This is a genomic window from Pseudomonas sp. W17 (assembly GCF_040268305.1).
GTDB classification, from domain to species: Bacteria; Pseudomonadota; Gammaproteobacteria; order Pseudomonadales; family Pseudomonadaceae; genus Aquipseudomonas; species Aquipseudomonas protegens.
In genome coordinates this window covers 607,280-632,337 of the sequence record NZ_CP158490.1, presented here as the reverse complement: position 1 = coordinate 632,337, position 25,058 = coordinate 607,280, and the positions used below count along the sequence as shown (strand labels likewise).

General features: G+C 62.8%; 22 protein-coding genes and 1 riboswitch. Of the genes, 7 read left to right on the top strand and 15 right to left on the bottom strand.

Going from position 1 to position 25,058, the window contains the following annotated elements; genetic code table 11:
- Positions 1-16: 16 nt before the first annotated feature.
- Complete coding sequence (locus ABCR88_RS02795; RefSeq protein WP_011058915.1) at positions 17-469, bottom strand: DUF1249 domain-containing protein; 453 nt, start codon at positions 467-469, stop codon at positions 17-19.
- Positions 460-1,077, bottom strand: coding sequence for an NUDIX domain-containing protein (locus tag ABCR88_RS02790; protein ID WP_011058914.1), 618 nt, complete (start codon positions 1,075-1,077; stop codon positions 460-462). The genes ABCR88_RS02795 and ABCR88_RS02790 overlap by 10 nt, the downstream gene beginning before the upstream one ends.
- A 224-nt stretch (positions 1,078-1,301) precedes the next feature.
- Between ABCR88_RS02790 and ABCR88_RS02785 the strand changes: the two genes are divergently transcribed.
- Positions 1,302-2,048, top strand: coding sequence for an RsiV family protein (locus tag ABCR88_RS02785; RefSeq protein WP_350404094.1), 747 nt, complete (start codon positions 1,302-1,304; stop codon positions 2,046-2,048).
- Here ABCR88_RS02785 and cytX read toward each other — a convergent pair.
- Together cytX and thiC are read right to left on the bottom strand one after the other, a co-directional pair.
- Positions 2,017-3,309 carry a putative hydroxymethylpyrimidine transporter CytX gene (cytX, locus tag ABCR88_RS02780; RefSeq protein ID WP_019093041.1) on the bottom strand — a complete coding sequence of 431 codons (1,293 nt, stop codon included), beginning with the start codon at positions 3,307-3,309 and terminating at the stop codon, positions 2,017-2,019. The two genes, ABCR88_RS02785 and cytX, sit on opposite strands and share 32 nt — an antisense overlap.
- 113 nt (positions 3,310-3,422) lie before the next feature.
- Positions 3,423-5,312, bottom strand: coding sequence for a phosphomethylpyrimidine synthase ThiC (gene thiC, locus ABCR88_RS02775; protein ID WP_015633923.1), 1,890 nt, complete (start codon positions 5,310-5,312; stop codon positions 3,423-3,425).
- 163 nt (positions 5,313-5,475) lie between these two features.
- Positions 5,476-5,580, bottom strand: a riboswitch (TPP riboswitch).
- A gap of 197 nt (positions 5,581-5,777) precedes the next feature.
- Here thiC and ABCR88_RS02770 point away from each other — a divergent pair.
- A complete protein-coding gene (locus ABCR88_RS02770) occupies positions 5,778-7,208 on the top strand; it encodes a TolC family outer membrane protein (protein WP_011058910.1) in 1,431 nt (476 codons plus the stop codon).
- Positions 7,209-7,308: 100 nt separating this feature from the next.
- Here the strand turns inward: ABCR88_RS02770 and waaA are convergent, their stop codons facing one another.
- Positions 7,309-8,589 carry a lipid IV(A) 3-deoxy-D-manno-octulosonic acid transferase gene (gene waaA / locus ABCR88_RS02765; protein ID WP_011058909.1) on the bottom strand — a complete coding sequence of 427 codons (1,281 nt, stop codon included), beginning with the start codon at positions 8,587-8,589 and terminating at the stop codon, positions 7,309-7,311.
- 22 nt (positions 8,590-8,611) lie between these two features.
- On the bottom strand, positions 8,612-9,496 hold the full coding sequence (locus ABCR88_RS02760) for a LysR family transcriptional regulator (RefSeq protein WP_015633922.1): 885 nt from the start codon (positions 9,494-9,496) through the stop codon (positions 8,612-8,614).
- 110 nt (positions 9,497-9,606) lie between these two features.
- Here ABCR88_RS02760 and ABCR88_RS02755 point away from each other — a divergent pair, with 110 nt between their 5' ends.
- The 4 genes from ABCR88_RS02755 (at position 9,607) to ABCR88_RS02740 (ending at position 13,047) form a co-directional block, all read left to right on the top strand.
- Positions 9,607-9,939, top strand: a complete 333-nt coding sequence (locus ABCR88_RS02755) for a multidrug efflux SMR transporter (RefSeq protein ID WP_011058907.1) — start codon at positions 9,607-9,609, stop codon at positions 9,937-9,939.
- Positions 9,940-10,049: 110 nt separating this feature from the next.
- Positions 10,050-11,225 (top strand): FAD-dependent oxidoreductase, encoded by a 1,176-nt coding sequence (locus ABCR88_RS02750; RefSeq protein ID WP_077933258.1) that lies wholly within the window; start codon positions 10,050-10,052, stop codon positions 11,223-11,225.
- Positions 11,222-12,034, top strand: coding sequence for an aldo/keto reductase (locus tag ABCR88_RS02745; RefSeq protein ID WP_015633920.1), 813 nt, complete (start codon positions 11,222-11,224; stop codon positions 12,032-12,034). Before ABCR88_RS02750 ends, ABCR88_RS02745 begins: the two co-directional genes overlap by 4 nt.
- Before the next feature lie 41 nt (positions 12,035-12,075).
- Positions 12,076-13,047: a hypothetical protein gene (locus ABCR88_RS02740; RefSeq protein WP_011058904.1), complete on the top strand. Its 972-nt coding sequence runs from the start codon at positions 12,076-12,078 to the stop codon at positions 13,045-13,047.
- Positions 13,048-13,098: 51 nt separating this feature from the next.
- Here ABCR88_RS02740 and hldE read toward each other — a convergent pair whose 3' ends face one another.
- The 4 genes from hldE to msbA form a co-directional block, all read right to left on the bottom strand.
- Positions 13,099-14,532 (bottom strand): bifunctional D-glycero-beta-D-manno-heptose-7-phosphate kinase/D-glycero-beta-D-manno-heptose 1-phosphate adenylyltransferase HldE, encoded by a 1,434-nt coding sequence (gene hldE, locus ABCR88_RS02735; protein ID WP_011058903.1) that lies wholly within the window; start codon positions 14,530-14,532, stop codon positions 13,099-13,101.
- Between the two features lie 102 nt (positions 14,533-14,634).
- Positions 14,635-15,246: an adenylyl-sulfate kinase gene (cysC, locus tag ABCR88_RS02730; RefSeq protein ID WP_015633919.1), complete on the bottom strand. Its 612-nt coding sequence runs from the start codon at positions 15,244-15,246 to the stop codon at positions 14,635-14,637.
- Positions 15,239-15,943: a sulfotransferase family 2 domain-containing protein gene (locus tag ABCR88_RS02725; protein ID WP_015633918.1), complete on the bottom strand. Its 705-nt coding sequence runs from the start codon at positions 15,941-15,943 to the stop codon at positions 15,239-15,241. Before ABCR88_RS02725 ends, cysC begins: the two co-directional genes overlap by 8 nt.
- A gap of 187 nt (positions 15,944-16,130) precedes the next feature.
- A complete protein-coding gene (gene msbA / locus ABCR88_RS02720) occupies positions 16,131-17,936 on the bottom strand; it encodes a lipid A export permease/ATP-binding protein MsbA (RefSeq protein ID WP_041115424.1) in 1,806 nt (601 codons plus the stop codon).
- Between the two features lie 156 nt (positions 17,937-18,092).
- Between msbA and ABCR88_RS02715 the strand changes: the two genes are divergently transcribed.
- Complete coding sequence (locus ABCR88_RS02715) at positions 18,093-19,955, top strand: O-antigen ligase family protein (RefSeq protein WP_041115422.1); 1,863 nt, start codon at positions 18,093-18,095, stop codon at positions 19,953-19,955.
- Between the two features lie 79 nt (positions 19,956-20,034).
- Here ABCR88_RS02715 and ABCR88_RS02710 read toward each other — a convergent pair whose 3' ends face one another.
- The 5 genes from ABCR88_RS02710 to ABCR88_RS02690 are packed head-to-tail and all read right to left on the bottom strand — an operon-like array spanning position 20,035 to position 25,052.
- A complete protein-coding gene (locus ABCR88_RS02710) occupies positions 20,035-20,655 on the bottom strand; it encodes a CatB-related O-acetyltransferase (protein ID WP_011058898.1) in 621 nt (206 codons plus the stop codon).
- A gap of 14 nt (positions 20,656-20,669) precedes the next feature.
- A complete protein-coding gene (locus tag ABCR88_RS02705) occupies positions 20,670-21,554 on the bottom strand; it encodes a glycosyltransferase (RefSeq protein ID WP_015633916.1) in 885 nt (294 codons plus the stop codon).
- On the bottom strand, positions 21,554-22,705 hold the full coding sequence (locus ABCR88_RS02700) for a glycosyltransferase (protein WP_232644019.1): 1,152 nt from the start codon (positions 22,703-22,705) through the stop codon (positions 21,554-21,556). The genes ABCR88_RS02705 and ABCR88_RS02700 overlap by 1 nt, the downstream gene beginning before the upstream one ends.
- Positions 22,706-22,707: 2 nt before the next feature.
- Positions 22,708-23,586 (bottom strand): DUF6625 family protein, encoded by an 879-nt coding sequence (locus ABCR88_RS02695; protein ID WP_350404092.1) that lies wholly within the window; start codon positions 23,584-23,586, stop codon positions 22,708-22,710.
- A gap of 53 nt (positions 23,587-23,639) precedes the next feature.
- Positions 23,640-25,052 (bottom strand): PIG-L family deacetylase, encoded by a 1,413-nt coding sequence (locus ABCR88_RS02690; protein WP_232644018.1) that lies wholly within the window; start codon positions 25,050-25,052, stop codon positions 23,640-23,642.
- Positions 25,053-25,058: the final 6 nt, after the last annotated feature.

The window sequence follows — 25,058 nt, the reverse complement described above, 5'->3', positions numbered from 1 at the left end:
CGGACCCAGTTCACATCTAGCGCACGGCTTCGAACTCGTGGCCGCAGGCCAGGCAGTGGCTCAGCCACTCGCCGAGGAACACGTTCAGCTGGGCCTTTTCATCAGGCTGGTGCATGAAGGCATTGGGATAGGGATAGATGCTGCGAAAACGCCGGGCATGTTCCGCACTGATGACTTCCGCCATGCGCGCGTCGTGATAGACCTGCACTTCCAGCTGCGGCACAGGCAGCCAGGGCAGGCTGTGCTCCTGGCGCACCTGCAAGGTGGTGGTATACGGGCAGGCCAGTACCACCTCCAGGGCCAGTACGCCGAGCATCTGGTCGCCCTGGGTCACGGCAATGCGCCGCGCCACGGGCTGGTTGCGCATGTCGGGCAGCAGTCGCATCAGCCGGGCGTAGTTGGCCTCGCAGGAAGCTTGCAGCCCCGCGAGATCCACCCGATAGCGGTCGCGTACCTTGTTTACGACCATAACCCCCTCACTTCCGCGCGATTGAGCGCCAGCCACTGCAAGGCAATGATGCTGGCGGCATTGCAAATCCGCCCGTCGCGCATGGCCTGCAAAGCATCCTCATAGGCCATCACGCACACCCGAATGTCTTCCGCCTCTTCCTCCAGCCCATGCAGCCCACCGGCGGCGCTGCTGTCGCAACGCCCCAGGTACAGATGGACGAATTCGGTGCTGCCACCGGGCGACGGGAAGTACTGGGTCATCGGCCACAGCGCCGAGATGTCCAGGCCAGCTTCCTCCTGCGCCTCGCGGCGGGCAACCTGTTCCGGCTGCTCGTCCTTGTCGATCAGCCCGGCCACCAGTTCCACCAGCCAGGGCGAAGCCGTCTTGCCCATGGCACCGACGCGGAACTGTTCGATCAGCACTACCTCATCGCGCTGCGGGTCGTACGGCAGTACGCAGACCGCATCGTGGCGGACAAAGACTTCACGATTGATTTCACGCCCCATGCCACCGGCGAACAGCTCATGACGCAGTTGCAGGCGATCGAGCCGGTAGAAACCCTGGAAACAGTTTTCGCGCCGGATAATCTCGACGGCACTCGGCGTGGAGTTGGCAAAGTCAGTCATAACAATCCTCGTGTACAGCGTGTTCAATCCGAGGATCCCCCTCGACTTCGCGCCATCCTAACGCGCTCGCAGCTGATCATGCAGCCCCTTTACCCTCAGCGGGATAGACGGCGAGGGGCTAAACCTACTCTAATTGCCTCTATTGAGCTTAGTGGCGAACCGACTGCCTCGCAGGCAGTCGAAGCCGGTAACTTTTGCCTCCCCCTGGTTTATGAAGGACGCCCATGTCGCTTGTCAAAATCGCCTCCGTGGCCTGTATCGCCCTGACCCTGGGTGCCTGCCAAAGCCTGTTTCAACCCAGCTACATGACCCCGCTGGAAAGCACCCGGGACAAGTCCGAACAACTCAAGCCCGGTTGCAGCGGCGCCGACTGCCCGCTGGTCAACCTCGACACCGTGCACTTCCCCGCCGAACCGAAGCTGGATGCCATCATTGAAAAGCGCCTGCTGCAAATGACCCGCACCAGCCCCGATGCTGCGCTGCCGGCCAGCCTTGCGGCCTATCGCGAGCAGTTCCTGCGCAGCGCGCCGGACCGCCACGGCATGTACCTGCAATCCAAGCTACGCGAGCAGCATGACGGCCTGGTGATCATCGAACTGGCCAGTTACCTGGACACCGGCGCCGCCAACGGCACCCCGGGCCGTGGCTTCGTCAACTACTCACGCCAGCAGCACAAGGCCCTGAACCTGGCGGACATGCTCCTGCCCGGCCAGGAAGAGATGTTCTGGAAGGCCGCGCGGGTCGCCCACAACAACTGGCTGATCAGCACTCACCTGGATCGCGAGGCCGAGTTTGTGAAGACCTGGCCCTTCCAGAAGACCCAGAACGTAGCGCTGACCCGTAACGCCGTGACCCTCAAGTACGACGTCACCACCATCGCGCCGCAGGTTTTGGGCCACATCGAACTGCAGATCCCTTACGACCGCCTCAAGGGCGTGCTCAAGCCCGAGCTGTTTCCTGGCGGTAACTGAAAGCCCGGCCCAACAGCCATTGCAGCAGCCCTGCCAGCACCAGTGACGGCAGGGTTGCGCCGATATCCGGGTACAGATTGGCCAACAGATGATAGGTGCTCACCCCACCCAGCCAGGCCAGCAGCGCCGGCCAGCGCAAGGCTGACGCCGGGTTCTGCCCCGAGCGCCGACGCAGGATGAAGTGATCCACCAGCACCACGCCAAACAGCGGCGCGAATACCGAGCCGATCAGCAACAGGAAGTTCTGGTACTGGGCCAACGGCGCCAGGCAGGCGATCAGGGTGCAGAGCACGCCTATGGCCAGCGCCAGGTGCTCGACCTTGAGGCGCAGCAGGATGCCGCTGGAAACCGCTGCCGAATGGATATCGGCAAAGGCATTCTCCGACTCGTCCAGCAGAATCAGCAGCAACGGAATCCCCAGCCCGGCCCCGGCCAGCGCCAGCAGCAAGGCATTCACTTCACCACTGGGAGCGAAGGCCAGGGTGTAGGCGACGCCCAGGCTCATCAACCAGAAATTGCCGATGAAAAAGCCCAGGGCCGTGCCGCCGAACACGCTCTTGGCGCGCTTGCCGAACCGCGAGTAGTCGGCGATCAGCGGCAACCAGGACAAGGGCATGGCGATGGCGATATCGAAGCCCACGGCGAACGGCATCGAGCCGTCCCCGGCCTGGGCCCAGAGCGCCGCCAGGTCGGCTCGGGCGAAGAGGTTCCAGGTCAGCCACAGGCAGGCGGCCAACAATAACCAGATTCCCCATTTGCGCAGGATCTGCCGGACGAAGGTCAAGGGCCCGCTGACCGCCAGCAAGGTGGCCAGGGCACCGAAAAACAGGGTCCAGAGCAACGGGTTGGCCAGCAGGCTGCCTTCGCTGAAGGCCCGGCTGCCCAGGAGGCTCGCGGCATCGCGCATGACGATGATTTCAAACGAGCCCCAGCCCACCAGTTGCAACAGGTTCAACAGCGCCGGCAGGCTGGCGCCGCGCCGGCCCAGGCTGAGCTTGAGCGCAGCCATGGACGACAGGCCGGTGTCGCTGCCGATCACCCCCACCGCCGCCAGCAGCAGAACGCCGACCGCGGTGCCGAGCAGGATCGCCAGCAGCGAATGGGCCAGCCCCAGGCCTGGCGCCAGCAAGGCGCCGGTCTGCAGCACCATCAGGCCGATACCGAGGGAAAACCACAGGGAAAACAGATCGCGGGCGCCAAACACGCGCTTGTCGGCCGGTACCGCGAGATCGGGAGAGTAGGTACTGATTGGACTGCTCAAGGTTGATATCTCGAAGGAATAGGGTCTGCAGGAGCCGGCTTGCCGGCGAAAGCGCCACCTTGTCGAGAGCGCGGCGCCTGGTTCGCGGGCAAGCCCGCTCCTGCACAGAGGGGTCAGACTTTCTTGTACAGCTGGCTGCCTTCCTGCTTGAAGCGCTCGGCCTGTTCCGCCAGGCCCTTGGCGACATCCACATCCACCGCTTCGATACGCTGGTTGGCTGCGTACTCACGCACTTCCTGGGTGATCTTCATCGAGCAGAACTTCGGCCCGCACATGGAGCAGAAATGCGCGACCTTGGCCGAATCCTTGGGCAGGGTCTCGTCGTGGTACGAACGGGCGGTGTCCGGGTCCAGGCCGAGGTTGAACTGGTCTTCCCAGCGGAACTCGAAACGCGCCTTGGACAAGGCGTTGTCGCGGATCTGCGCGCCCGGGTGACCTTTCGCCAGATCCGCAGCATGCGCGGCGATCTTGTAGGTGATGATCCCGGTCTTCACGTCATCCTTGTTCGGCAGGCCCAGGTGTTCCTTGGGCGTGACGTAGCAGAGCATGGCGCAGCCGAACCAGCCGATCATCGCCGCACCGATACCGGAGGTGATGTGGTCGTAGCCGGGGGCAATGTCGGTAGTCAGCGGGCCGAGGGTGTAGAACGGCGCCTCGTCGCAGCACTCCAGCTGCTTGTCCATGTTCTCCTTGATCAACTGCATCGGCACGTGGCCCGGGCCTTCGATCATGCACTGCACGTCATGCTTCCAGGCGATCTTGGTCAGCTCGCCGAGGGTCTCCAGTTCGCCGAACTGGGCTTCGTCGTTGGCGTCGGCAATCGACCCCGGGCGCAGGCCATCTCCCAGGGAGAAGCTGACGTCGTAGGCCTTCATGATTTCGCAGATTTCGTCGAAGTGGGTGTAGAGGAAGTTCTCCTTGTGGTGCGCCAGGCACCACTTGGCCATGATCGAGCCACCCCGGGACACGATGCCGGTGACCCGCTTGGCGGTCAGCGGCACGTAACGCAGCAAGACGCCTGCGTGGATGGTGAAGTAGTCCACACCCTGCTCGGCCTGCTCGATCAGGGTGTCGCGGAACAGCTCCCAGGTCAGGTCCTCGGCCACGCCGTTGACCTTTTCCAGGGCCTGGTAGATCGGTACGGTACCGATCGGCACCGGCGAGTTGCGGATGATCCACTCGCGGGTTTCATGGATGTGCTTGCCGGTGGACAGGTCCATCACCGTGTCCGAACCCCAGCGGATGCCCCAGGTCAGTTTCGCCACTTCTTCCTCGATCGAGGAACCCAGGGCACTGTTGCCGATGTTGCCGTTGATCTTCACCAGGAAGTTGCGGCCGATGATCATCGGTTCCAGTTCGACGTGGTTGATGTTGGCCGGGATGATCGCGCGGCCACGGGCGATTTCCTCACGCACGAACTCGGCGGTGATTTCCTTGGGGATGCTGGCGCCGAAGCTGTGGCCGGCGTGTTGCTGCTTCAGCAAGCCGGCGGCACGGGCCTCTTGCAGCTTCATGTTTTCGCGGATGGCGACGTATTCCATCTCGGCGGTGATGATGCCTTTGCGCGCGTAGTGCATCTGGCTGACGTTGGCCCCGGCCTTGGCCCGGCGCGGGTTGTTGACGTGGGCGAAGCGCAGCTTGGTCAGCTCCGGGTCGGCCAGGCGCTGCTGGCCGAAGTTGGAGCTCAGGCCGGCCAGGCGCTCGGTGTCGCCACGGTCTTCGATCCAGGCCGAACGCACATCGCCCAGGCCCTTGCGCACATCGATCACCACGTTCGGATCGGTGTAGGGGCCGGAGGTGTCGTACACGGTCACCGGGGCGTTGATCTCGCCGCCGAAGTCGGTGGGGGTCACATCCAGGGTGATTTCGCGCATGGGCACGCGGATGTCCGGGCGCGAACCCTGGACATAGACTTTTTGCGAGCGGGTAAAGGGCTGAACCGATTGTTGGTCGACTTGGGCCGACTCACTGAGGTTGCTAGCGTTTTTTAATTTTGTAGTCATCACGGGCTCTCCAGACAGCATCCAGGCAGTGGATTTTTGTCGGAGCGAACCTGTAACGGACGGACGCACCCTGTCTAAGCAACTAGTGAGTGCAGTGCTTGGTACTCGAGGGGTGTTCGATTGTCGAACAACATCCCGGACGAAGCACAAGAGGACTCGCCGGGTGACGAGAAATCTTGTTCCCTACGCAGGCGCTAACCTGATCAGGTTCAACGGGATCCGGATTATCCGATCTCAGCCTCATAGCAAGGCACCCCGACAAGAACCGGGCCAGTCTAGACAAAGCCACAGCAGAACGCCAACCCCCCGTACGATCAGCATGATGAATGGCGTAATTGCAGGATTGTTGCCACCCCCCAGCGCATCTACACTCGTTGCCCTGTGTCGAACCTTGACGCTCTGTGGGTCGCGCCTTAGCCTTGGCGCCTGGATTATCTCCGTAATATCAACTCTAGGGATCGCCGAATGCTGCGCAAACTCTCACTGGCTGTTGCCGTGTCTTGTGCGTCCAATGGAATGGCCTGGGCAGCAGAAGCGCCTTTGACCACCAAGACCGATCTGGTCAGCGTCTACCAGGAAGCGGTGGACAACAACGCCGATCTGGCCGCTGCGCGCGCCCAGTACGGTGCCCAGAAGGAAGTGGTGCCCCAGGCTCGTGCCGGGTTGCTGCCCAACCTTTCGGCCGGCGCGGACATGAACAACACCCGCACCAAGTTCGACGAACCGTCGATGACCTCTACCCGCAGCGGTAACGTCTACCAGGCGACCCTGGCCCAGCCCCTGTTCCGGGCCGACCGCTGGTTCCAGCTGCAGGCGGCCAAGGACATCAACGAACAGGCTTCCCTGCAACTCTCGGCCACCGAGCAGAACCTGATCCTGCAGAGCGCAGAAAACTACTTCGCGGTGTTGCGCGCCCAGGACAACCTGGCCTCGACCAAGGCCGAGGAAGCGGCCTTCAAGCGTCAGTTGGACCAATCCAACGAACGCTTCGACGTGGGCCTGTCGGACAAGACCGACGTCCTGCAATCCCAGGCCAGCTACGATACCGCCCGGGCCAACCGGATCCTTGCCCAGCGCCAGGTGGATGATGCCTTCGAGGCCCTGATCACCCTGACCAACCGCGAGTACAACTCGATCCAGGGCATCGTCCATACCCTGCCAGTGCTGGCGCCGACCCCCAACGACGCCAAGGCCTGGGTGGACACCGCCGCCAAGCAGAACCTCAACCTGCTGGCCAGCAACTACGCAGTCAGCGCCGCTGAGGAAACTCTCAAGCAGCGCAAGGCCGGGCATGCCCCGACCCTGGACGCAGTGGCGCAGTACAAGAAAGGCGACAACGATGCTTTGGGCTTCAGCAACCCCAACCCGCTGACGCGCTATGGCAGCGACGTCGAACAGCGCTCCATCGGCCTGCAACTGAACATTCCGATCTACAGCGGCGGCCTGACCAGCTCCCAGGTGCGCGAATCCTACTCGCGCCTGAGCCAGACCGAGCAACAGCGTGAATCCCTGCGCCGCCAGGTGGTGGAAAACACCCGCAACCTGCACCGCGCGGTGAATACCGATGTCGAGCAGGTCCAGGCCCGGCGCCAGTCGATCATTTCCAACCAGAGCGCAGTGGAGGCCACGGAGATCGGCTACCAGGTGGGCACGCGCAATATCGTCGATGTGCTCGACGCCCAGCGCCAGCTGTACACCTCGGTGCGCAACTACAACAACAGCCGCTACGACTACATCCTCGACAACCTGCGCCTGAAACAGGCGGCCGGCACCCTCAACCCGGGGGACCTGCAGGACCTGTCGCGCTATCTCAAGGCCGACTACAACCCGGATCGCGACTTCCTGCCGCCAGATCTGGCCAAGGCCGCCCAGGAGCAGCTCAGGGCCCGCCCCTGAAGGTCGCAAGCATGAAAAAGGCCACCTTTGCGGGTGGCCTTTTTCACGGCGGTGTAACGGCCTTTTACGGCCATGCGACAGCGGCTACCGAAGGCGACGATCAGTGCCTGCCCAGGAGGCGGCCAAGGCCATCGAGCAGCCGTTGCAAGGCGCCCTGGTTGGCCTTGAGCACCTTGAGCCCGGCATCGGCCATCTTGCGCGCATCCTGGGGTAGCTCGAACAGACGCTGCACCGCCACCGCGAGCCCCTCGGCATCGTCCACTTCCTGCAAGGCTCCGGCCTCACGCAGCATCGCGGCGATTTCCAGGAAATTGAACAGATGCGGCCCGCTGATCACCGGCTTGGCCAGGGCCGCCGGCTCCAGCAGGTTGTGCCCACCGTTGGGCACCAGGCTGCCGCCGACAAAGGCGCTGTCGGCCAGGGCATAGAGGAACAGCAATTCGCCCATGGTGTCCCCCAGCAGTACCGAGGTGGTGGCAAGCACCGGCTCGGCTGCAGAACGGCGTACCGTGGCAAAACCCTGCTGCCGGCACAGCTCATGCACCGAGTCGAAGCGCTCCGGGTGCCGCGGCACCAGGATCAGCAAGGCATTGGGGTAATTGCCCAGCAGTTGCCGGTGGGCATCGAGCACCACCGCGTCTTCGCCCTCGTGGGTACTCGCGGCGATCCACACCGGGCGCTCCATGGCCTGCCATTGCTGGCGCAGCTCAGTGGCCCGCTGCAGCAACTGCGGGTCGATGCTCAGGTCGAACTTGATCGATCCGGTCACTTGCACAGTCTCTGGCCGGGCCCCAAGCCGGAGGAAACGCTGGGCCTCGGCTTCGGTCTGCACCGCGAACAGGCTCATCTGCGCCAGCATCGGTGCGGTCAGCCGAGCAAAACGCCCATAGCCCTTGGCCGAACGCTCGGACAACCGGGCATTGGCCAGGGCTACCGGAATCCCGCGCCGGGCACACTGGTCGATATGGTTGGGCCACAGTTCGGTTTCCATGATCACCGCCAGCTTGGGCTGCACCCGATCGAGAAACCGCGCCGCGGCGCAAGGCAAGTCGTAGGGCAGGTAGCAGTGCTGGATCCGCGGCTCGTTGGCAAACAGCGCGTGGATGCGCTCGGAGCCGGTGGGAGTCATGCAGGTCACGGTAATCGGCAGCTGTGGATAACGCGCCAGCAGCGCCCGGATCATCGGCGCGGCAGCGATGCTCTCGCCCACCGACACCGCATGCACCCAGATGCCACCGGGTTGCATGCTCGGCAAGCCGAGAGAGAAACGCTCGCCAATGCGCTTGGCATAAGCCGGCGCCTTGCGCGAGCGCAGCCACAGGCGGATCGCTACCAATGGCAGCCCCAGGTAAAACAATGCGGTATAGAGAGTTCTATTCATGGCGGCGGAGTTTATCGGTTTTTTAGCCGATCGCCTTCAGGTGCACGGCAAAACGTTCTGCCAGCCAGTGCGCCGCGGGGCCCAGAGGTTCGTCACGGCGCCAGGCCAGTTCCACCACCAGTGCCGGGGGCGTCCATTGGCTGGCCAGCTCCACCATCTGGTTCTGATAGGCCGGGTACTGCACCACATGCCGTGGCAGCCAGGCCCAGCCCAGCCCGCGCATCAGCCATTCGGCCAGGACGTAGAAGCTGTCAGCCCGCCAGACCTGGGGGCTGACCTGCTCACCACCGGGGTAGCCACTGGCTTGCGGAGCGATGAGCAACTGCCGGTGTAGCGCCAGCAACTGGCGGTTGACCCTTTTTTCATGGGCCAGCGGATGCCCCACGGCGCAGACAGTGACCATCTCCACACTGCCCAGGGCCCGGCGCTCCAAAGTTTCCGGCATCTGCTCATGATGAAACAGCAACCCCAGGTCGGCCCGGCGCTCCACCAGTTTGCGCGCTACGTCGCCCTGGGCCCCGCTGGCCAGTTGCACCTCCAGGCTGGGAAAGTGTTCCGCCAAAGCCTCTAGGCTGTCGAGCACCGGCTGATAGGGCATCGCTTCGTCCTGGGCCAGGCGCAACCGCGCTTCCTGGCCGCGCATCAAGGCCAGCGCCCGGCCATTGAGGCGGTCGCACTGGCGCAGGATCTCCCGCGCTTCCTGCAACAGTGCGCTGCCCGCCTCCGTCAGCCTTGGCTGGCGGCCACTGCTGCGTTCGAACAGGCTGACTCCCAGGTCATCCTCCAGCTGGGCGATGGCACTGCTGATGGCCGATTGCGCCTTGCGCTGCTGGCGGGCCACGGCAGAAAACGAACGCAGTTCGGCGACCCCGACAAACAGGCGCAACTGCTCCAGGTTCCATTGCATGTTCATGGCACAACCTATCTATCATCCAGATAGGTAATGACTTTACCCCATCTGAACTTTCTCTAGAATGCCGACCTCACAAAGCAGTCCCAGCCCCGAGGAACCCTCCCATGAACGCTTACTACTACCTGGCTATCGCCATCTGCGCGGAAGTGATCGCCACTGTTTCAATGAAAGCGGTCAAGGGCCTGAGCACTCCGCTGCCCCTGGCATTGATCATCGTCGGCTACGGCGTGGCCTTCTGGATGCTGACCCTGGTGGTGCGTACGGTGCCGGTGGGCGTGGCCTACGCGGTATGGGCCGGCATGGGCATCGTCATGGTGAGCATCGCCGCGCTGTTTCTGTACGGCCAGAAGCTGGATATCCCGGCGATGCTGGGCATGGCGCTGATCGTCCTCGGCGTGGTGGTGATCCAGTTGTTCTCGAAAACCGCCGGGCACTAGAAAGCAGCCTCACGCCACACGCCTCAAGCGGCCAGAGTGAGCGCCAAGCTTGCAGCTTGAGGCCTGAGGCTTGAAACTTGCGGCTTCGTTTTACTTACCGAGGTCGCTGCATGCCATCCGCTATTTCCACCGATGTGCTGATTGTCGGCGCAGGCGTCGCCGGTCTCTGGCTCAACGCTCGCCTGCAACGCCTGGGTTTTTCCACCGTGCTGGTGGAAAGCGCCAGCCTCGGCGGCGGACAGAGCGTGAAATCCCAGGGGATCATCCACGGCGGCGCCAAATACGCCCTGCACGGCGCCCTCACTGGCGCCTCCGAGGCCATTGCCGACATGCCACGGCGCTGGCGCGAAGCCCTGGCGGGCAATGGCGAGCTGGACCTGTCCGGCGTGCGCCTGCTGTCCGAGGCCCACTACCTCTGGTCCCCCGGCACTCTGGCCGGCAACCTCACCAGCTTCTTCGCCAGCAAGGCGGTACGCGGGCGGGTCGATCAGGTCAAGGGCGAGCAACTGCCCCCGGCCCTGCAGGACAAGCGTTTCAAGGGCAAGGTTTACCGCCTCGCCGAACTGGTAGTGGATGTGCCGAGCCTGATCGAGCGCCTCGCGCACCTGGCGGGAGACAGCCTGCTGGCCGGGCAGAAGATCGAGCCCCTGCTGGAGAACGGCCAACTGCTGGGCCTGCGGGTCGACGGCCGGGAAATCCGCGCGCAACGCATTGTCCTCAGCGCCGGAGCCGGCAATGCCGAGCTGCTGCAAGCGGCCGGCCTGAGCCAGCCCGCCATGCAACTGCGACCATTGCACATGGTGCTGGTCAAGGGCCCGAGCCTGAAACCGCTGTACGCCCACTGCCTGGGCGGCGGGCCAAAACCACGGATCACCGTCACCACTCACCCGGCCGCCGACGGCCAGTGGGTCTGGTACCTGGGGGGCGATATTGCCGAAGCCGAGGGCGTGGCCCGGGAACCGGCAGCGCAGATTGCCGCAGCCCAGAAGGAACTGGGGCAACTGCTGCCCTGGATCGACCTGAGCCAGGCGCAATGGGCCACCCTGCGGGTCGACCGCGCCGAACCGGCACAGTCGGGCCTGGCCCGCCCGGACAACGCCTTCCTCGCCGAGCAGGATCGCCTGCTGGTGGGCTGGCCGACCAAGCTGGCCCTGGCACCGGACTTCGCCGACCGGGTCCTGGCTGCCTTGGAGCGCGACGGCATTCGCCCCGCCGCCGCCCAGGCCCTGCCCGAACTGCCCAAGCCGCCCCTGGCGCAACCAGCCTGGGAGCAACTGCTGCCATGAGCCAGCCAACCCTGCACGATCTGCATCGCCCCTTGGGCAGCACCGGCCTGCTGGTGTCGCCCCTGGGTCTGGGCACGGTGAAACTGGGCCGCGACCAGGGCGTGAAATACCCCAACGGCTTCCAGATCCCCGACGACCAGGAGGCCCGCATGCTGCTCAAGCTGACCCGCGATCTGGGCATCAACCTGATCGACACCGCTCCGGCCTACGGCCGCAGCGAAGAGCGCCTGGGCCCGCTACTGCGCGGCCAGCGCCAGGAATGGGTGATTGTCAGCAAGGTCGGCGAAGAGTTCGCCGATGGCCTGTCGCGGCACGATTTCAGCGCGGCCCATACCCGGATGTCCGTGGAGCGCAGCCTGCAACGCCTGGAAACCGACTTCATCGACCTGGTGCTGGTGCATTCCGACGGCAACGACCTGGCGATCCTCGAGCAGTGCGAGGTCTACCAGGCCCTGGCGCAGCTCAAGCAGGAGGGCAAGATCCGTGGCTTCGGCTTCTCCGGCAAGACCGTAGACGGCGGCCTGAAGGCCCTGGAGCAAGGCGATTGCGCCATGGTTACCTACAATCTGAACGAACAGGCCGAGCGGGCAGTCATTGACTACGCTACCGCTCACCACAAGGGCATCCTGGTGAAAAAGGCGCTTGCCAGCGGCCACGTCTGCCTGAGCCCGGGCATCGATCCGGTGCGGGCCAGCTTCGAGCTGCTGTTTGACCGGCCCGGTGTCGCCAGTGCTATTGTCGGGACCATCAATCCCTTGCACCTGGCCCATAACGTGTCGACTGTGGCGCAGGTCCTTGGCAAGAACTGATGCCGCCGACGCGGCCGACCCCGACGCAAGAAGGAGCCGAGATGTCGCGACCGCTCATTAGAAAGAACCCCAGCAACTTCAAGACCCTGCCCCTGTTCGTCGAAGCGACTCCCGAAGGCTTGAGCTACCAGAGCGTCGGAATGCCGCTGAACTTCGCCCAGACCCTGCAGCGTCGACGCGCGGTGACGGTGGCCGACAATCAGCGCTTCGCCCTGGAGCTGGCCAACCTCGGGGTCTCGGTGCGCCTGACCCTGCACTGGCAGAACCGCGACTACTGGGTGTTGGTGCGCCAGCGCCGCCAGGATCGCGGCGATGTAGTGCTCAAGCTGATTTCCGGCTATGTCCCGGCTCACGAGCTCAACCTGCCACTGCATACCGCGATCCAGGAAATTGCCGAGGAATGCCTGCTGGAAACCCCCGAAGGCTGGCTCGGTGGGCGCTTCAACGACACCTGGCTGCCTGCACCCTATGCCGGCGCCCTGCACTATCGCGAGGCCCTGCCCTTTCGCCTGACCCCGCTGTCTGGGGCGGCGCTGCCGGTGCGCTGTGGCAATTTGCAGTTGCTGGAGCGTCCCCGGGCCTATGTGCACCTGCCCACCGCCTCACTGCAGTTGATCTACGACCTGCGCCTGGACGTGCCGAGGGAAGCCAAGTCCCTCAGCCTGTTCCACGTCGACGAGCGCCTGGAGGGCGACCAACTGGTGGCACGGCTGGACCGCAAGCGCCCGGACCTGTACCTGATGCCCCTGGACAACGGCGAGCCCTGCGCCGAGCTCTACACCCTGAAGAAAGACCAGTTGCATCCGGCCAGCACCCGCGGCCTGTACCTGGCGGAAAGCTTCGCCCAGCAGGAAGGCTGGGTGGTGAGTGACGAGCGGATTCGCTGGAAGGACTGGCTCAGGCAGCGGGGCCTGGAGCCACCGCAAAAGGCGTCGAAGCTATCGCGGCTGACCGGCCGGGCCCGGCAGATCCTGCGCAAGATCGTCCCCGGCAACGCCCGGCGCCAGGGCTGAGGCAAAAAAAGGCGCCTGCAACAGGCGCCTTTTTTGCGGACCGCAAGGCCGTTACTCGGCCTTGTCGGTCTTGCGGATCTTCTCGACGATAGCCGTGGTCGAGCTGTTTTCCACAAGCCCCAGCACCTTAACGGTGCCGCCATAGGCACCGACTATATCGGCACCTACAACCTGGTCGATGGAATAGTCACCGCCCTTCACCAGCACGTCCGGCCGAACCTGGGACAGGAGGTTTTCCGGGGTGCCTTCGGGGAAACTGATCACCCAGTCCACCGCCCCCAGCCCCGCCAGCACCGCCATGCGCCGGTCGACACTGTTGATCGGACGGCCAGGGCCCTTGAGGCGGCTGACCGAAGCGTCATCGTTGATCGCCACGATCAACCGGTCGCCCTGGGCTCGCGCCTGTTCCAGGTAGGTCACGTGCCCGGCATGCAGGATGTCAAAGCAGCCGTTGGTGAAGACGATCTTCTCGTTGTGGGCTCGGGCATCATCGATGGCCAGCAACAACTGGTCGAGGCTCAGCACCCCGCGCTCGGAGCCTTCCTCGCGCTGGATCGCCCGGCGCAGTTCGGGAGCACTGATGGCGGCGGTACCCAGCTTGCCAACCACGATGCCGGCCGCCAGATTGGCCAGGCCCACTGCGTGGGGCAGCTCTTCGCCGGCGGCAATGGCGGCCGCCAGGGTGGAGATCACCGTATCCCCGGCACCGGTAACGTCGAACACTTCCCGGGCCCGGGCTGGCAAGTGCATGGCCGGGTGGTCGGGGCGCAACAGGGTCATGCCATGTTCGCCACGGGTCACCAGCAGCGCCCCCAGCTCCAGGTCATGCATCAACTGCGCGCCCTTGCTCACCAGTTCGTGCTCGTCGGCGCAGCCGCCGACGATGGTCTCGAACTCGCTGAGGTTCGGCGTGATCAGGCTGGCGCCGCGGTAGATGGAGAAATCCTTGCCCTTGGGGTCCGCCAGCACCGGAATGCCCCGGGCCCGCGCAGCGGCGATCAGCACTTGGTGATTGCGCAGCGCGCCCTTGCCGTAGTCGGACAACACCAGCACCTTGATCCCGTCGAGCAGGGCATCGACCTCGGCCGCCAGGGCCAGGGCGTCGGTGGCGAAGGGTTCTTCGAAATCGATACGCAACAACTGCTGGTGACGGCTCATGACCCGCAGCTTGACGATGGTCGGCTGGTGCTTGATGCGCTGGAACAGCGCACGCACGCCCGCGCCTTGCAGGCTGTTGGCCAGGCTGTCGGCGGCTTCATCGTCGCCGGTCACGCCCACCAGGGAGGCCGGCGCGCCGAGGGCAGCGATGTTCAGGGCAACGTTGGCGGCACCGCCGGGGCGATCCTCGATTTGCTCGACCTTGACCACCGGCACTGGCGCCTCAGGGGAAATCCGTGAGGTACCACCATGCCAGTAACGGTCGAGCATGACATCGCCGACCACCAAGACGGGGGCTTGATCGAATCGCGGCATGGACAACTTCATGGAGCATCCCACATACAAAATGAACAGGGGCGCGATATTAACACAGGGTTGGCGCCGCCTAGTTCTATGCCTTGAATGGGGCCGACGAAGAATTCTTGCCGCTTATTTACGGGGCAGCAGTTGCAGCAGGCGGCGGATCGCCTCCGGCAGTGCCACGGTCGCCGTGTCGATCTCGCAATCGGCCTGCAACGGCGCTTCATAGGGGCTGTCGAGCCCGGTGAAGTCCTTGATCCGCCCCTCCAGCGCAGCCTGGTACAACCCTTTGGGGTCACGCCGGGCACAGGTGTCAAAAGGTGTACTGACGTACACCTCGATGAATTCCCCCGGGCCGAACAGCGCGCGGGCGGCATCGCGCTCGGCGCGAAACGGCGAGATCGCCGACACTATGACCAGCAGGCCGGCGTCCACCATCAACCGCGCCACCTCGGCCATGCGGCGGATATTCTCCTTGCGCGCCTCGGCCCCCATTCCCAGGTCACTGCACAGGCCACCGCGAACGTTGTCACCGTCGAGGACGAAGGTGTGCATACCCAACTCGTTGAGCCGCAGCTCCAACAGATTGGCCAGGGTCGACTTGCCGGCCCCCGACAATCCGGTCAGCCAAAGACAGCAGGGTTGCTGCTGCTTGAGAGCGGCCCGGGCCTCGGTGGACAACGACAGGCTGTAGGGACGGATTTGCGGGCACTCCAGCGGTACACAGGCAAGCTTATTCATAACCGAGCATCTCGTAGTCGCGTTGATAGACCCGGCGCACCAGGCGCCGGGTGCGTACCGAACAGATATCCCTGACGGGGGTGCTATGGCGCTGCTGGGTGCTGTTGACATGGGGCAGTCGGGTCTGGACCTGCAACTGCTCGCACAGCAGTTGGAAATCTCGCTGCAGGTGCTCCTGATAGCCGACGAAATCCAGGGCCAGGCGGCCCAGGGAATCGGTGAGAAAATCGCTCTGGGCAGCAAAGTGCATCTGCTTGTGGATGGTTTCCGGGTGCAGCCAGCGGCCGATAAAGTCATCGAAGTCGCGGTAATGCCCTACCAGCGCCTGGGCTGCCTGGTCCCGTCGGCCGAGGCGATTGCCCCGCAGGAAAGCGTAGGCCGAGTAGGCGCGCTCCAGGGGGTCGCGCACGAAAGCAAACTTGAAGCTGCTGGAAAAGGCCTGGGGAAACTGCTGCTCGTACCAGTACAACGGCAGGTGCCCGGGCATCCAACCGTCGAACAATGCCGAACAGATGCTGCTGCCCGCGCACTTGGGGACATGAATGAACAGGCAGGAGTGCCGGGAGAAGGCATCAGGAAAGCGCACATTGGCCGACATGGACTTGTTCACCACTTGGCGATCCACCACCGACAGGCGCCCAAGCAGGAAATTGCGCTGGGTCTTGGGTAATAACTTCCACACAAAGCGTTGCAACATTCTGCTACCCACGCGAGAGGGATGGCCCCCTCGATCTGTTCAAAGATTCAGGCGGGAACCATAACAAGCGGGAAACGCAGAATTATTTAGGCTTGGTCAAGACTGTAAGGAAGCGGCTACAAATGATGCCAAGGTGCCTTGCACACCAAGGCCCCGGGGAGCGAGCCGGCTCGCTCCCCGGAACAGGTCAGGCGATTCCGCTGGGCGCGGGCTCTTCCAGGCCCATGGCATGCAACCGCGAGTAGTAGCCGTTCTGTGCCAGCAACTGGGCATGGCTGCCGCGCTCGACAATCCGCCCCTGGTCCATGACCAGGATCAGGTCGGCTTTCTCGATGGTCGACAGGCGGTGGGCAATCACCAGGGTGGTGCGGCCCTTCATGACCTTGTCCAGGGCGGCCTGGATGTGCCGCTCGGATTCGGTATCCAGGGCCGAAGTGGCCTCGTCGAGAATCAGCAGCGGGGCGTTCTTCAGCAAGGCCCGGGCAATCGCCAGGCGCTGGCGCTGGCCACCTGAAAGCAGTACGCCGTTCTCCCCTACCTGGGTATCCAGGCCTTCGGGCAACTGGGCAATGAAGTCCATGGCATAGGCATCGGCGGCGGCCTTCTCGATGTCCTCACGCGGCGCACCGGCCAGGTCACCGTAGGCAATGTTGTTGGCCACGGTGTCACTGAACAGGGTGACGTGCTGGGTAACCTGAGCAATATGCCGACGCAGGTTCAGCAGGCGGAAGTCTTCGACCTCGGTGCCATCCAGAAGAATCTGGCCCTTGTCGTGGTGGTAGAACCGCGGAATCAGGTTGGCCAGAGTCGACTTGCCACTGCCGGAACGCCCCACCAGCGCCACCATTTTCCCGGGCTCGATACTGAAGCTGATGTCATCGAGCACCTGCCGTTCGGTTGCCGGGTAGGTGAAACTCAGGTTGCGCACCTCCAGGTGCCCATTGATGCTGGCGCGCTCGACGGTGCCGCGATCGACCTCTGGCTCGACGTCCAACTGCTCGAAGATGCTCTCCGCACCCGCCACGCCTTTCTGGATCGTTGAGCTGACTTCGGACAGCTGGCGAATCGGCTTGGGCAGCAGACCGGCCATGGTGATATAGGCCACCATTTCACCGGCAGAAGCATCACCGCGCAGATACAGCACCAGAAACATCAGCACCGCCATGGCGCTGTAGATCACCAGTTGCAACAGTGGGGTGTAGATGGCGCCGGTACGGGTCATGCGCAGTTGCTTGTCAGTGTTGCCCTGGCTGGCCGCAAGAAAACGCTGCTGCTCATAGGTCTCGCCGCCAAAGCTGCGAACCACGCGATAGCCCTGGATGGTTTCCGAGGCAACATGGGTCACATCACCCATGGCCACCTGGATCTTCTTGCTCTGCTTGCGGAATTTCTTGCTGGCGGTGCGGACCATGACCGCGATCAGCGGCAGGATGGCGATCATCACCAGGGTCAGGCGCCAGTTCATCCACAACAGCGAGCCGAACAGGAAGATCACGGTCATGCCTTCGCGGATCACCACCTTGATCGCGTCCGTCGCCGCCCCCGTGACCATGGTCACGTTGAAGGTGATACGCGAGATCAGGTGCCCGGAGTTGTGCTTGTCGAAGTAACGGTTGGGCAGGGTCAACAGGTTGTTGAACAGTTGCACCCGCAAATCGTGCACCAGCCCCAGGGATACCTTGGCCAGGAAGTAGTTGCCCAGGTAGGAGCCCAGGCCTTGCCAGGCAGCGATCAGCACGATCAGCAGCGGCACCGCTTGGAGCAACTGCATGTCGCGCAGATAAGGCACACCGGGAAACAGCACCGCCTGAGGGTTGGACAGGCCGTCGACGAAATACTTGAGGATGTAGCCGAGCATGGGCTGAGTCGAAGCGAAGATCAGAAACCCGACGATGCTGATGAGAAACAGACCAATATAGGGCCGCACATAGCCGAGCAGACGGAAGTAGATTTTCAAGCTCGAGGGGCTTGCGTCAGGACTGGAGTCGGTCATATCACGCGAATGTCGTCAAAAAGGAGGCTGACTTTAGCACAGCTTGTTCGCGGTACTGGCACTCCCATAGGCCCGAGATTGTTCAGCTGACCAACGACATCGCCAGCCATAAGTCGTTATGATTGCCAGCTTAACTTCCGGGATGAACGTTCAAGCATGCAACCCAATGCCCTTCACAACACGGCCAATCGAGTATTCGATTTCATTTGCCTGTGGATTCTGCCGATCGGTTATCTACTGCTTCTCTGTGCGATGTTCTTCCTTCCGGGGCGCAGTGGATTGCACAAGCTGTACTACGGACTGTTCAGCATCCCGACGCTGATCGCGCTGTGTACTCGCCCCAGCGAACTGAAAACCCTTCTGCGCGAACCTGTCTTCATCGCCATGTTGCTGTTCTGCACCTGGGCCATTGTCAGCCTGGCCTGGAGCCCTCCGGTGGACAGCGTGCTGGGGGAAATCAAGACGCCTCTGCACACCCTGATGCTGTTCGCCGGCTGCATGCTACTGGTTCGCTACCGCGGCGAGGTGCTACAGCCGCTGGTCTTTTGTGCTGCGATCGTTGCTCTCATCGCCTCGATCTTCAACCTGTACGTCTTCGTTCGATACCACACCCCCGAACTGCGCATGATCGGTGCGGGCGCCTTTGACAACCCATTGCTGAGCTCCCATGTCTTTGGGTTCTTCTGTGTCTACTGGCTGTGCCTGAGCATGAACTGCCGTCGTTACCAGATACTCTGGCTGAGCGTTCCGGCGCTGGTCATCATGGTCGCCGCACTGATCGCCACGGGCTCCAGAACGCCTCTGGTGGCATTGACCCTGGCGGCACTGTGGCTGAGCTTCATTAGTTGGAACCGTCGTTCGCTGATGCTGCTGGGCGGCATGCTGGCAGGCGGTATAGCCGTCGTTGCGCTGTTCTCGCAGATGCTTCTGGAACGGGGCAGCTCTTCGCGTTTCGATCTCTGGCGCCTGGCCCTGGAACAGATTGCCAACCACCCATGGATCGGCCACGGCTACAACGCCAGTCTGTCCCTGGACCCCGGCATCGGTTTCCTGCTGCAAGAGCCCCATAACTTCGCCCTGGGCGTGCTCTACTATGTGGGCATCATCGGCCTTCTGCCGTGGCTGTTCATGCAGGCCTGGGCCCTGTTCAAAAGCTGGCAACTGCGGGCCGAACCACTACTGATCCTGGCCTCGACCTGGCTGATGTTCGGCATTGGCGCAGGCCTGACCGAAGGCGGCGGGATTCTCTCTCGCCCCAAAGAGCACTGGTTCCTGCTGTGGATTCCCCTGGCCCTGATCGCTGCCCTGTGTATCAGCCAACGTGCGCGACGCTCACCCAGCCACAGGGTCGAGTCGCTCACCCAGGCCGACGCCGACAAGCTGATGGCCAATGCCCGGGTTATCGAAGCCGACGGCCTGGGCCCCAAGGTCCTGCGTCTTGACGACGGCAGCTTCCTCAAGCTGTTTCGCCCTCGCCGCTGGTACACCTCCGGAGGGTTCAACCCCTACTCCGCGCGGTTTGCCACCAATAGCGAGCAACTGCGCGAGCTGGGCATCACCACCCCGAAAATCCTCGGACTGTATCGTCTTGCCGACGGCAGCAACGCCGTCCGCTACCAACCGCTACCCGGCCAGACTCTGCGCCAGAGCCTGCAATTGGCCAGCTCTGGCGACGAGCGTTCCAAGTTGATCAAGCGCTTTGGCGCCTTCATGGCCAATCTGCATGAGCAAGGGGTGTATTTCCGCTCACTGCACCTGGCCAATGTGCTGGTACTGGAAAATGGCGAGTTCGGGCTGATCGATCTTGCAGACCTGCGGGTCTACCCCTCATCACTGAGAAAATCGCTGCGCCAACGCAATGTGCGCCATATGCAGCGCTATGCCGAGGATTGTGGCTGGCTGTTCCTGGAGCACCTGGACGCACTGCAGGCCGGTTACGCACTGGGCACCTCGATGCCCCTGGCCACCGGACTGTTGAAGCAGCTACCGGCGAATGACCTGCACCAGGTGGCTCGCTGATCCCTGCGCACGCACCTGTTCCATGACAGCTACACAGAGCTGCCTGGAACAGGTTCGGAAGGGATTAAACAGCGGGCGGTCAGGCTGAGCGCTGCCGGGCGTAGGCCAGGAAGCCGTCAATATCATCGCTGCAGAGCTTGTCGGCCAACCCGTGCAACTCAGCCTCCGGCCAGTCCCACCAGGCACTCTGCAAGAGTTGCTGGCGCTGCTCCTCGGGAAAGCGCCAGCGCAGGAAACGCGCCGGGTTGCCACCGACCACCGCATAAGGCTCGACGTCCTTGGTGACCAGCGCCCCCGCCGCGACAATCGCACCATGACCAATGGTCACACCGGATAACAGCGTGCTGTTGGAACACAGCCACACATCACTGCCCACCCGGACATCGCCATTGGTCCCGGCGTAGCCACTGATGTGCGCGGCCTGAGGCAGCATGGCCGGGAAGGGATAAGTGGTGACCCAATCCGCTCGGTGGTGGCCACCGAGGAATATCTGCACCCCTTCGGCAATCGAGCAGTACGCCCCGATGCTCAGGGTCGAGCCCTCCTGCCAGTCATGCACCTCGGGCAAGCCATAGCTGCCACGCCCGATGCTGTAACCTGGATATCTCTGCTGGAAACGCACCACGCCGCGCTCGATTTTCGGCAGCTTGCGGATCGCACGCTTGGCGCGCTTCTCCAGAAAACGTTGAATCCAGCCCATGCTCCGGCGTCTCTTCAGTCTTTTTCCAGTGGAGAAAAATAAAGGCGGCCCAATCCACGCCAGGTTTTCTTGTTCCAGGCCTTGAACGGAATCTGTGCCAGCAGCTCGCGTGCCAGTTTGCGATCCCGATTGGAGACTTTGAGGAACATCGAACTGAGGAACTTGTAGCGCACCTCGTCATACAGCGGGTGGTCGCTGAACAGGGCGTAGGAACGCAGGATGTTGTCGATCATGAACCGGTGGTTCTTGTAGGAGTTGGTGGCGTGCTTGCGATACCGCGCCATCAACACGTTCAAGCCATCGATGAAATAGCCGGCCCGGGTGATCTTCAACTCGATCAGCAGGTCTTCAAGACGGATATTCGGATCGAAACCGCCGACCTTTTCCAGGGCCTCACGACGAATCATCAGGGTCGGAGCCGGTGGATAGGGCTTGCGCTCAAGGAACATGTCGTCGAAGTCCAGGCGCCGGAACGGCACGTCACGGCGCTGGCGCTTCTCGGGAAACAGGTTGCCGTCGCTGTCGATCAGCTCGATATTGCCCGCGCAGATCCCTACCTCAGGCTTGCCATCCATGTAGGCCACCTGAGTCGCAATGCGCTCGGGCAGCATGATGTCGTCGGAGCCGAAAGGCACGATCAGGCTGCCCCTGGACCGTGCAATGGCACCATTGAGAGTGTTGGTCAGGCCCTGATTCTGCTGAACCCGGAAGTCGAAGCCATGCTGCTCCTGCAGGCGCCGGATACGCTCGACACTGTCATCGCTGGAGCCGTCATCCACCACCAGCAGCTCGATGTTCGGATAGGTCTGATTGAGCACACTGAGAATGCTTTGCTCAATGTAGGGCGCGTGGTTGTAGGAGGCGATAATCACCGTCACCACAGGTTGCTGGTCTGCCATTACTGCCTCTTGCCCGCTTGACTCAAACCGGAGTCGATCAATTGCCGGTACTCCTCGCGGAACACCTCGATATCGTGTTCTTTCTGCAGATAGGCGTAGGCCTGCTGGCCCTTGGCGGCCAGTTCCTCGTCGGACAGCCCGAGATAGGCATCCAGCGCGGTGACCAGCGCCGATACATTGGCCGGCTCCACGGCCAGGCCGCCAGCCCCCTCAATCAGGGGCAGCATGGCCGGCACGTTCGAGGCGATCACCGGCAACTGCCCGCTCATGCCTTCAAGCAAAGCCAAGCCCAGCCCCTCGGCCAGCGATGGCATGGTCCAGATATCGAAGGCCCGCACGTATTGCAGGGCGTTCTCCTTGAACCCCAGCAGGTGAGCCCGGCCCTGCAGCCCCAGGCGCTCGATTTCAGCGCGCAGATTGGCTTCTTCACGACCGGCACCAATGATTGCCAACTGAGTTTGCGGGTACTTGTCCTTGAGTTGAGCAAAGGCCTGCAGCAGATAGGTATGACCCTTGACCGGCACCAGGCGGCCCAAGGCTCCAATCAGCCGCACATCGGGGGCCAGCCCCAGCAACTCCCGGGAGCGCTCGCGGGAATGCTGCAAGGCCTCTGCCTGTTCGATATCGATGGCGTTGGTGATCGCCCAGGTATTCTGGTCGGTGAAACCACATTGGCAATCGAGCAGGTACTGCTTGACGGCCGGGGACACACCGACAAAGCGCCAGTGCCGGTCGATCAGGCGCTGGGTCTGGCGACGGCGGTAAAGCCGGTCGTACTCACCAAAACCGTGGGAAATTCCGATGCACAACGGCACCTTCAACCAGCGGTTGAGGGTCAGCATCATGTTCACCGGCTTGAAGCGGTTGCAGATCACCACATCGAACTGTTCCTTGCGGCAAAACTGATACAACCGCCACATGGCCCGCAGGCGCATGCCCTTGAGGGATTTGTCGGAAAACTCGAAATACACCGAATGCGCGGCGCGACTCACCGGATCGTTCGGCCCGGGGCGCCCCCGCAGGAACGCTGCGGTGACTTCGTAACGCTCAGCCGGCAAGGCCTTGACGATCTGCTCGGCGAGGTCGGCGAAGTCGTGGGATTTGACGTTGTAGTCCGGCTGCAACTGCAGGACCTTGAAGCGCTGATTCATAACTATCCCCGGTGAAAACCTGCAGCATCGATGATCCAGGACGGCTCACTGGCCAGGGCTTGGAGCGACTGCGCATCCTGCTCCGGCAACTGCGACCACTCATTGCGCTTCCAGCACACAAAGTGGAAATACGGGAAACTGCGGTCGCCGTCGCGGTCATTGGTCAGATGCCCATCCTTCCAGTACCAGCATGTCGGAAAATCACGGCTGCCGTCATGCCACTTGATGACGCCCCCCGGCGTGCTGAAGGCCTCGGTGAACTCACTGCGGCGGCGCCATGGATTGAACTTGCCCACCAGCTTGAACAGCGGTTCCGGAAAGTTCTTGCGCCAGAGGAAAATCCGGCTGAAGGCTCCTTCATCCAGTGCATGGTGCTGCTGATCAGTGAAGCGCACCTGCCAGTTCTTGATCTTGCGGAACAGCTCAAGCTGACGGGGGCTGTTGCGTATCAGGCACAAGTGCCCGGCGACTCGCCGTTCATGGGTAGAAAACAGGTCGTACTTCGCCAGGCGCTCCGCGGTGAAATAGGCCCGCAAGTCACCGTAGACCAGGTCGATATCGCCGAAGGCCCAGAAGTCGTAGCCCTCCAGACGATCAATATGGATGTACCCCATGGCGGGCCTGATATCACAGAGCTTGTAGGCAGCATTGGGCGCAAAATCGATGCCCAGGCGCCGGGAGGCCAAGGCGCAGTACTCCGCAAAGCTCATGCTTTCAAGCTTGACGTTCGGCGGCAGATTGTCCGGGGTCCCGCAGTCGCTGAAAAAGAGCCAATCGATATCCGGATTCCGCCGGCAGCTTTCGAGAAAAAACGGCATCCAGAATGGCCAACGCCCGAAGTAGGGCATGAGAAACAAGATTCGCGGGCGAGGATTGATCACAAAGGACTCACTGTCGGATTGGGGCTACAAAACGCCCCCATGGTTATGTCGGTTTATCGCTGTTGCAATAGCCAGAACAGCTCATGGCGTCTGACCGCCTTGCGAAAGAACTCATTCTCCCCCAGCGCTGAAGGCACCCTACCGGCCATAAGCCACTGTATCGACCTGCGCAGGCGTCGCTTGAACGGCATTTTCGGTTGCAGGTCATGCATCATGCCCAAGGCCATGGCCTTGTCATACTGCTCGCTCTGGGACAGTGACAAGCACCAGGGACGCAACACCGCCGTCGACTCGAACACCGGCGGCAATGCAATGCCTGCGCCCGAATCCCCCATGGGCCAGCGGTCGTTGTCATGCAGGTGATTGGCGTAGCCGAGGATAGTGGTCGGCTGCCAGGCCAGCCCTTCCAGGGCTTGCATGACCGCCTCACGAGCACAGATGTGGTCGGGATGAGGGTCCAGCGTCGGGTGCGGCAGTACTATTACTTGAGGGCGCGCCTTGAGCAGCAGCTCGCGCAGGTCGGCCAGGAGATTGTTCCAGGTCGGCAACCCGTCCTGGTCGGCGGGCAGCGGGAATGGATTGAACTGGCGGAACAAGCGGGTATCGCTCAGTTGCGCCTCGCGAGAGGCCAGCGGCTGTTCAGGGGAGGCCTGCATGGCAGGCAGCTGCAGGCAGAAATAGCCCAACTGCACACAATGGGATTCAGGCACCCCGGCCCAGCGCGGCACAGTAATACTGTCCCAGGCCCGCAAGCGCCCCTTGATCCGCGCCGCCTCTGCCGGGTTCATGCCCATGGCCTGGTAATGCTCAGCCTCGATTTCGCCTGCGGTCAGGGTCACGATCCAGGCCTCGTCGGCCTGGCTGTACAGACCGAAGGCTGCCAACTCGGCATCGTCGGCATGGGGAGCGATCACCATCACCCGCTGGCGCCGGTAGTCGGGATCCCGCCAGAACATCAGTTGCGGCTGGATGCGGAGCCGACAGAAGCGCCCGCGCAACCTCAGCTCGCCACTGACCAGGGAACTGGCCACGCCGCTGAGGTTGAGGTAGCGCAGGCCATTGACCCCGCGCTCGAACACCTGACGATCGGCAAGCGGACCGCCCGACACCTCAACAGCCGGGTCGAGAAAACGTCCCAGCCACGAGCTCTTGACGTGCACGCCCAAAACCAGGGTTTCATCCCCGGCCAGCGCCAGCGGCGCCTCCAGCAACAGGCGCCCCGCTTCAAGGCGCACAGCGGCCTGCTGGGCATCGCTGCCGAAGTCGTAGCAGTAATCATCCTTGGGCGAATAGAACAGATGATCGGCAAACCAGGCTTCATGGGCCAGCCAGGCCAATACCGCCAGCAATACCGGCACCCACCAAGCCACCAGGATGCCGACCACCAATAGCAGCACCAGCCCGATCAACAGAGCGATTCGTTTATTGCGCCGGTGGCGCTTGAGCAGTTGTTGTTTGCGACTCATGGGCTG

Bases quoted from the DNA above. Each gene is read 5' to 3' on its own strand.
- ABCR88_RS02715 (WP_041115422.1), top strand. From the start codon at position 18,093: ATGCAACCCAATGCCCTTCACAACACGGCCAATCGAGTATTCGATTTC.
- ABCR88_RS02760 (WP_015633922.1), bottom strand. From the start codon at position 9,496: ATGCAATGGAACCTGGAGCAGTTGCGCCTGTTTGTCGGGGTCGCCGAA.
- ABCR88_RS02795 (WP_011058915.1), bottom strand. From the start codon at position 469: ATGGTCGTAAACAAGGTACGCGACCGCTATCGGGTGGATCTCGCGGGG.
- ABCR88_RS02750 (WP_077933258.1), top strand. From the start codon at position 10,050: ATGCCATCCGCTATTTCCACCGATGTGCTGATTGTCGGCGCAGGCGTC.
- ABCR88_RS02700 (WP_232644019.1), bottom strand. From the start codon at position 22,705: ATGAATCAGCGCTTCAAGGTCCTGCAGTTGCAGCCGGACTACAACGTC.
- msbA (WP_041115424.1), bottom strand. From the start codon at position 17,936: ATGACCGACTCCAGTCCTGACGCAAGCCCCTCGAGCTTGAAAATCTAC.
- ABCR88_RS02770 (WP_011058910.1), top strand. From the start codon at position 5,778: ATGCTGCGCAAACTCTCACTGGCTGTTGCCGTGTCTTGTGCGTCCAAT.
- ABCR88_RS02705 (WP_015633916.1), bottom strand. From the start codon at position 21,554: ATGGCAGACCAGCAACCTGTGGTGACGGTGATTATCGCCTCCTACAAC.
- ABCR88_RS02745 (WP_015633920.1), top strand. From the start codon at position 11,222: ATGAGCCAGCCAACCCTGCACGATCTGCATCGCCCCTTGGGCAGCACC.
- waaA (WP_011058909.1), bottom strand. From the start codon at position 8,589: ATGAATAGAACTCTCTATACCGCATTGTTTTACCTGGGGCTGCCATTG.
- thiC (WP_015633923.1), bottom strand. From the start codon at position 5,312: ATGACTACAAAATTAAAAAACGCTAGCAACCTCAGTGAGTCGGCCCAA.
- ABCR88_RS02725 (WP_015633918.1), bottom strand. From the start codon at position 15,943: ATGTTGCAACGCTTTGTGTGGAAGTTATTACCCAAGACCCAGCGCAAT.
- ABCR88_RS02690 (WP_232644018.1), bottom strand. From the start codon at position 25,052: ATGAGTCGCAAACAACAACTGCTCAAGCGCCACCGGCGCAATAAACGA.
- ABCR88_RS02785 (WP_350404094.1), top strand. From the start codon at position 1,302: ATGTCGCTTGTCAAAATCGCCTCCGTGGCCTGTATCGCCCTGACCCTG.
- hldE (WP_011058903.1), bottom strand. From the start codon at position 14,532: ATGAAGTTGTCCATGCCGCGATTCGATCAAGCCCCCGTCTTGGTGGTC.
- ABCR88_RS02710 (WP_011058898.1), bottom strand. From the start codon at position 20,655: ATGGGCTGGATTCAACGTTTTCTGGAGAAGCGCGCCAAGCGTGCGATC.
- ABCR88_RS02755 (WP_011058907.1), top strand. From the start codon at position 9,607: ATGAACGCTTACTACTACCTGGCTATCGCCATCTGCGCGGAAGTGATC.
- ABCR88_RS02740 (WP_011058904.1), top strand. From the start codon at position 12,076: ATGTCGCGACCGCTCATTAGAAAGAACCCCAGCAACTTCAAGACCCTG.
- ABCR88_RS02790 (WP_011058914.1), bottom strand. From the start codon at position 1,077: ATGACTGACTTTGCCAACTCCACGCCGAGTGCCGTCGAGATTATCCGG.
- cysC (WP_015633919.1), bottom strand. From the start codon at position 15,246: ATGAATAAGCTTGCCTGTGTACCGCTGGAGTGCCCGCAAATCCGTCCC.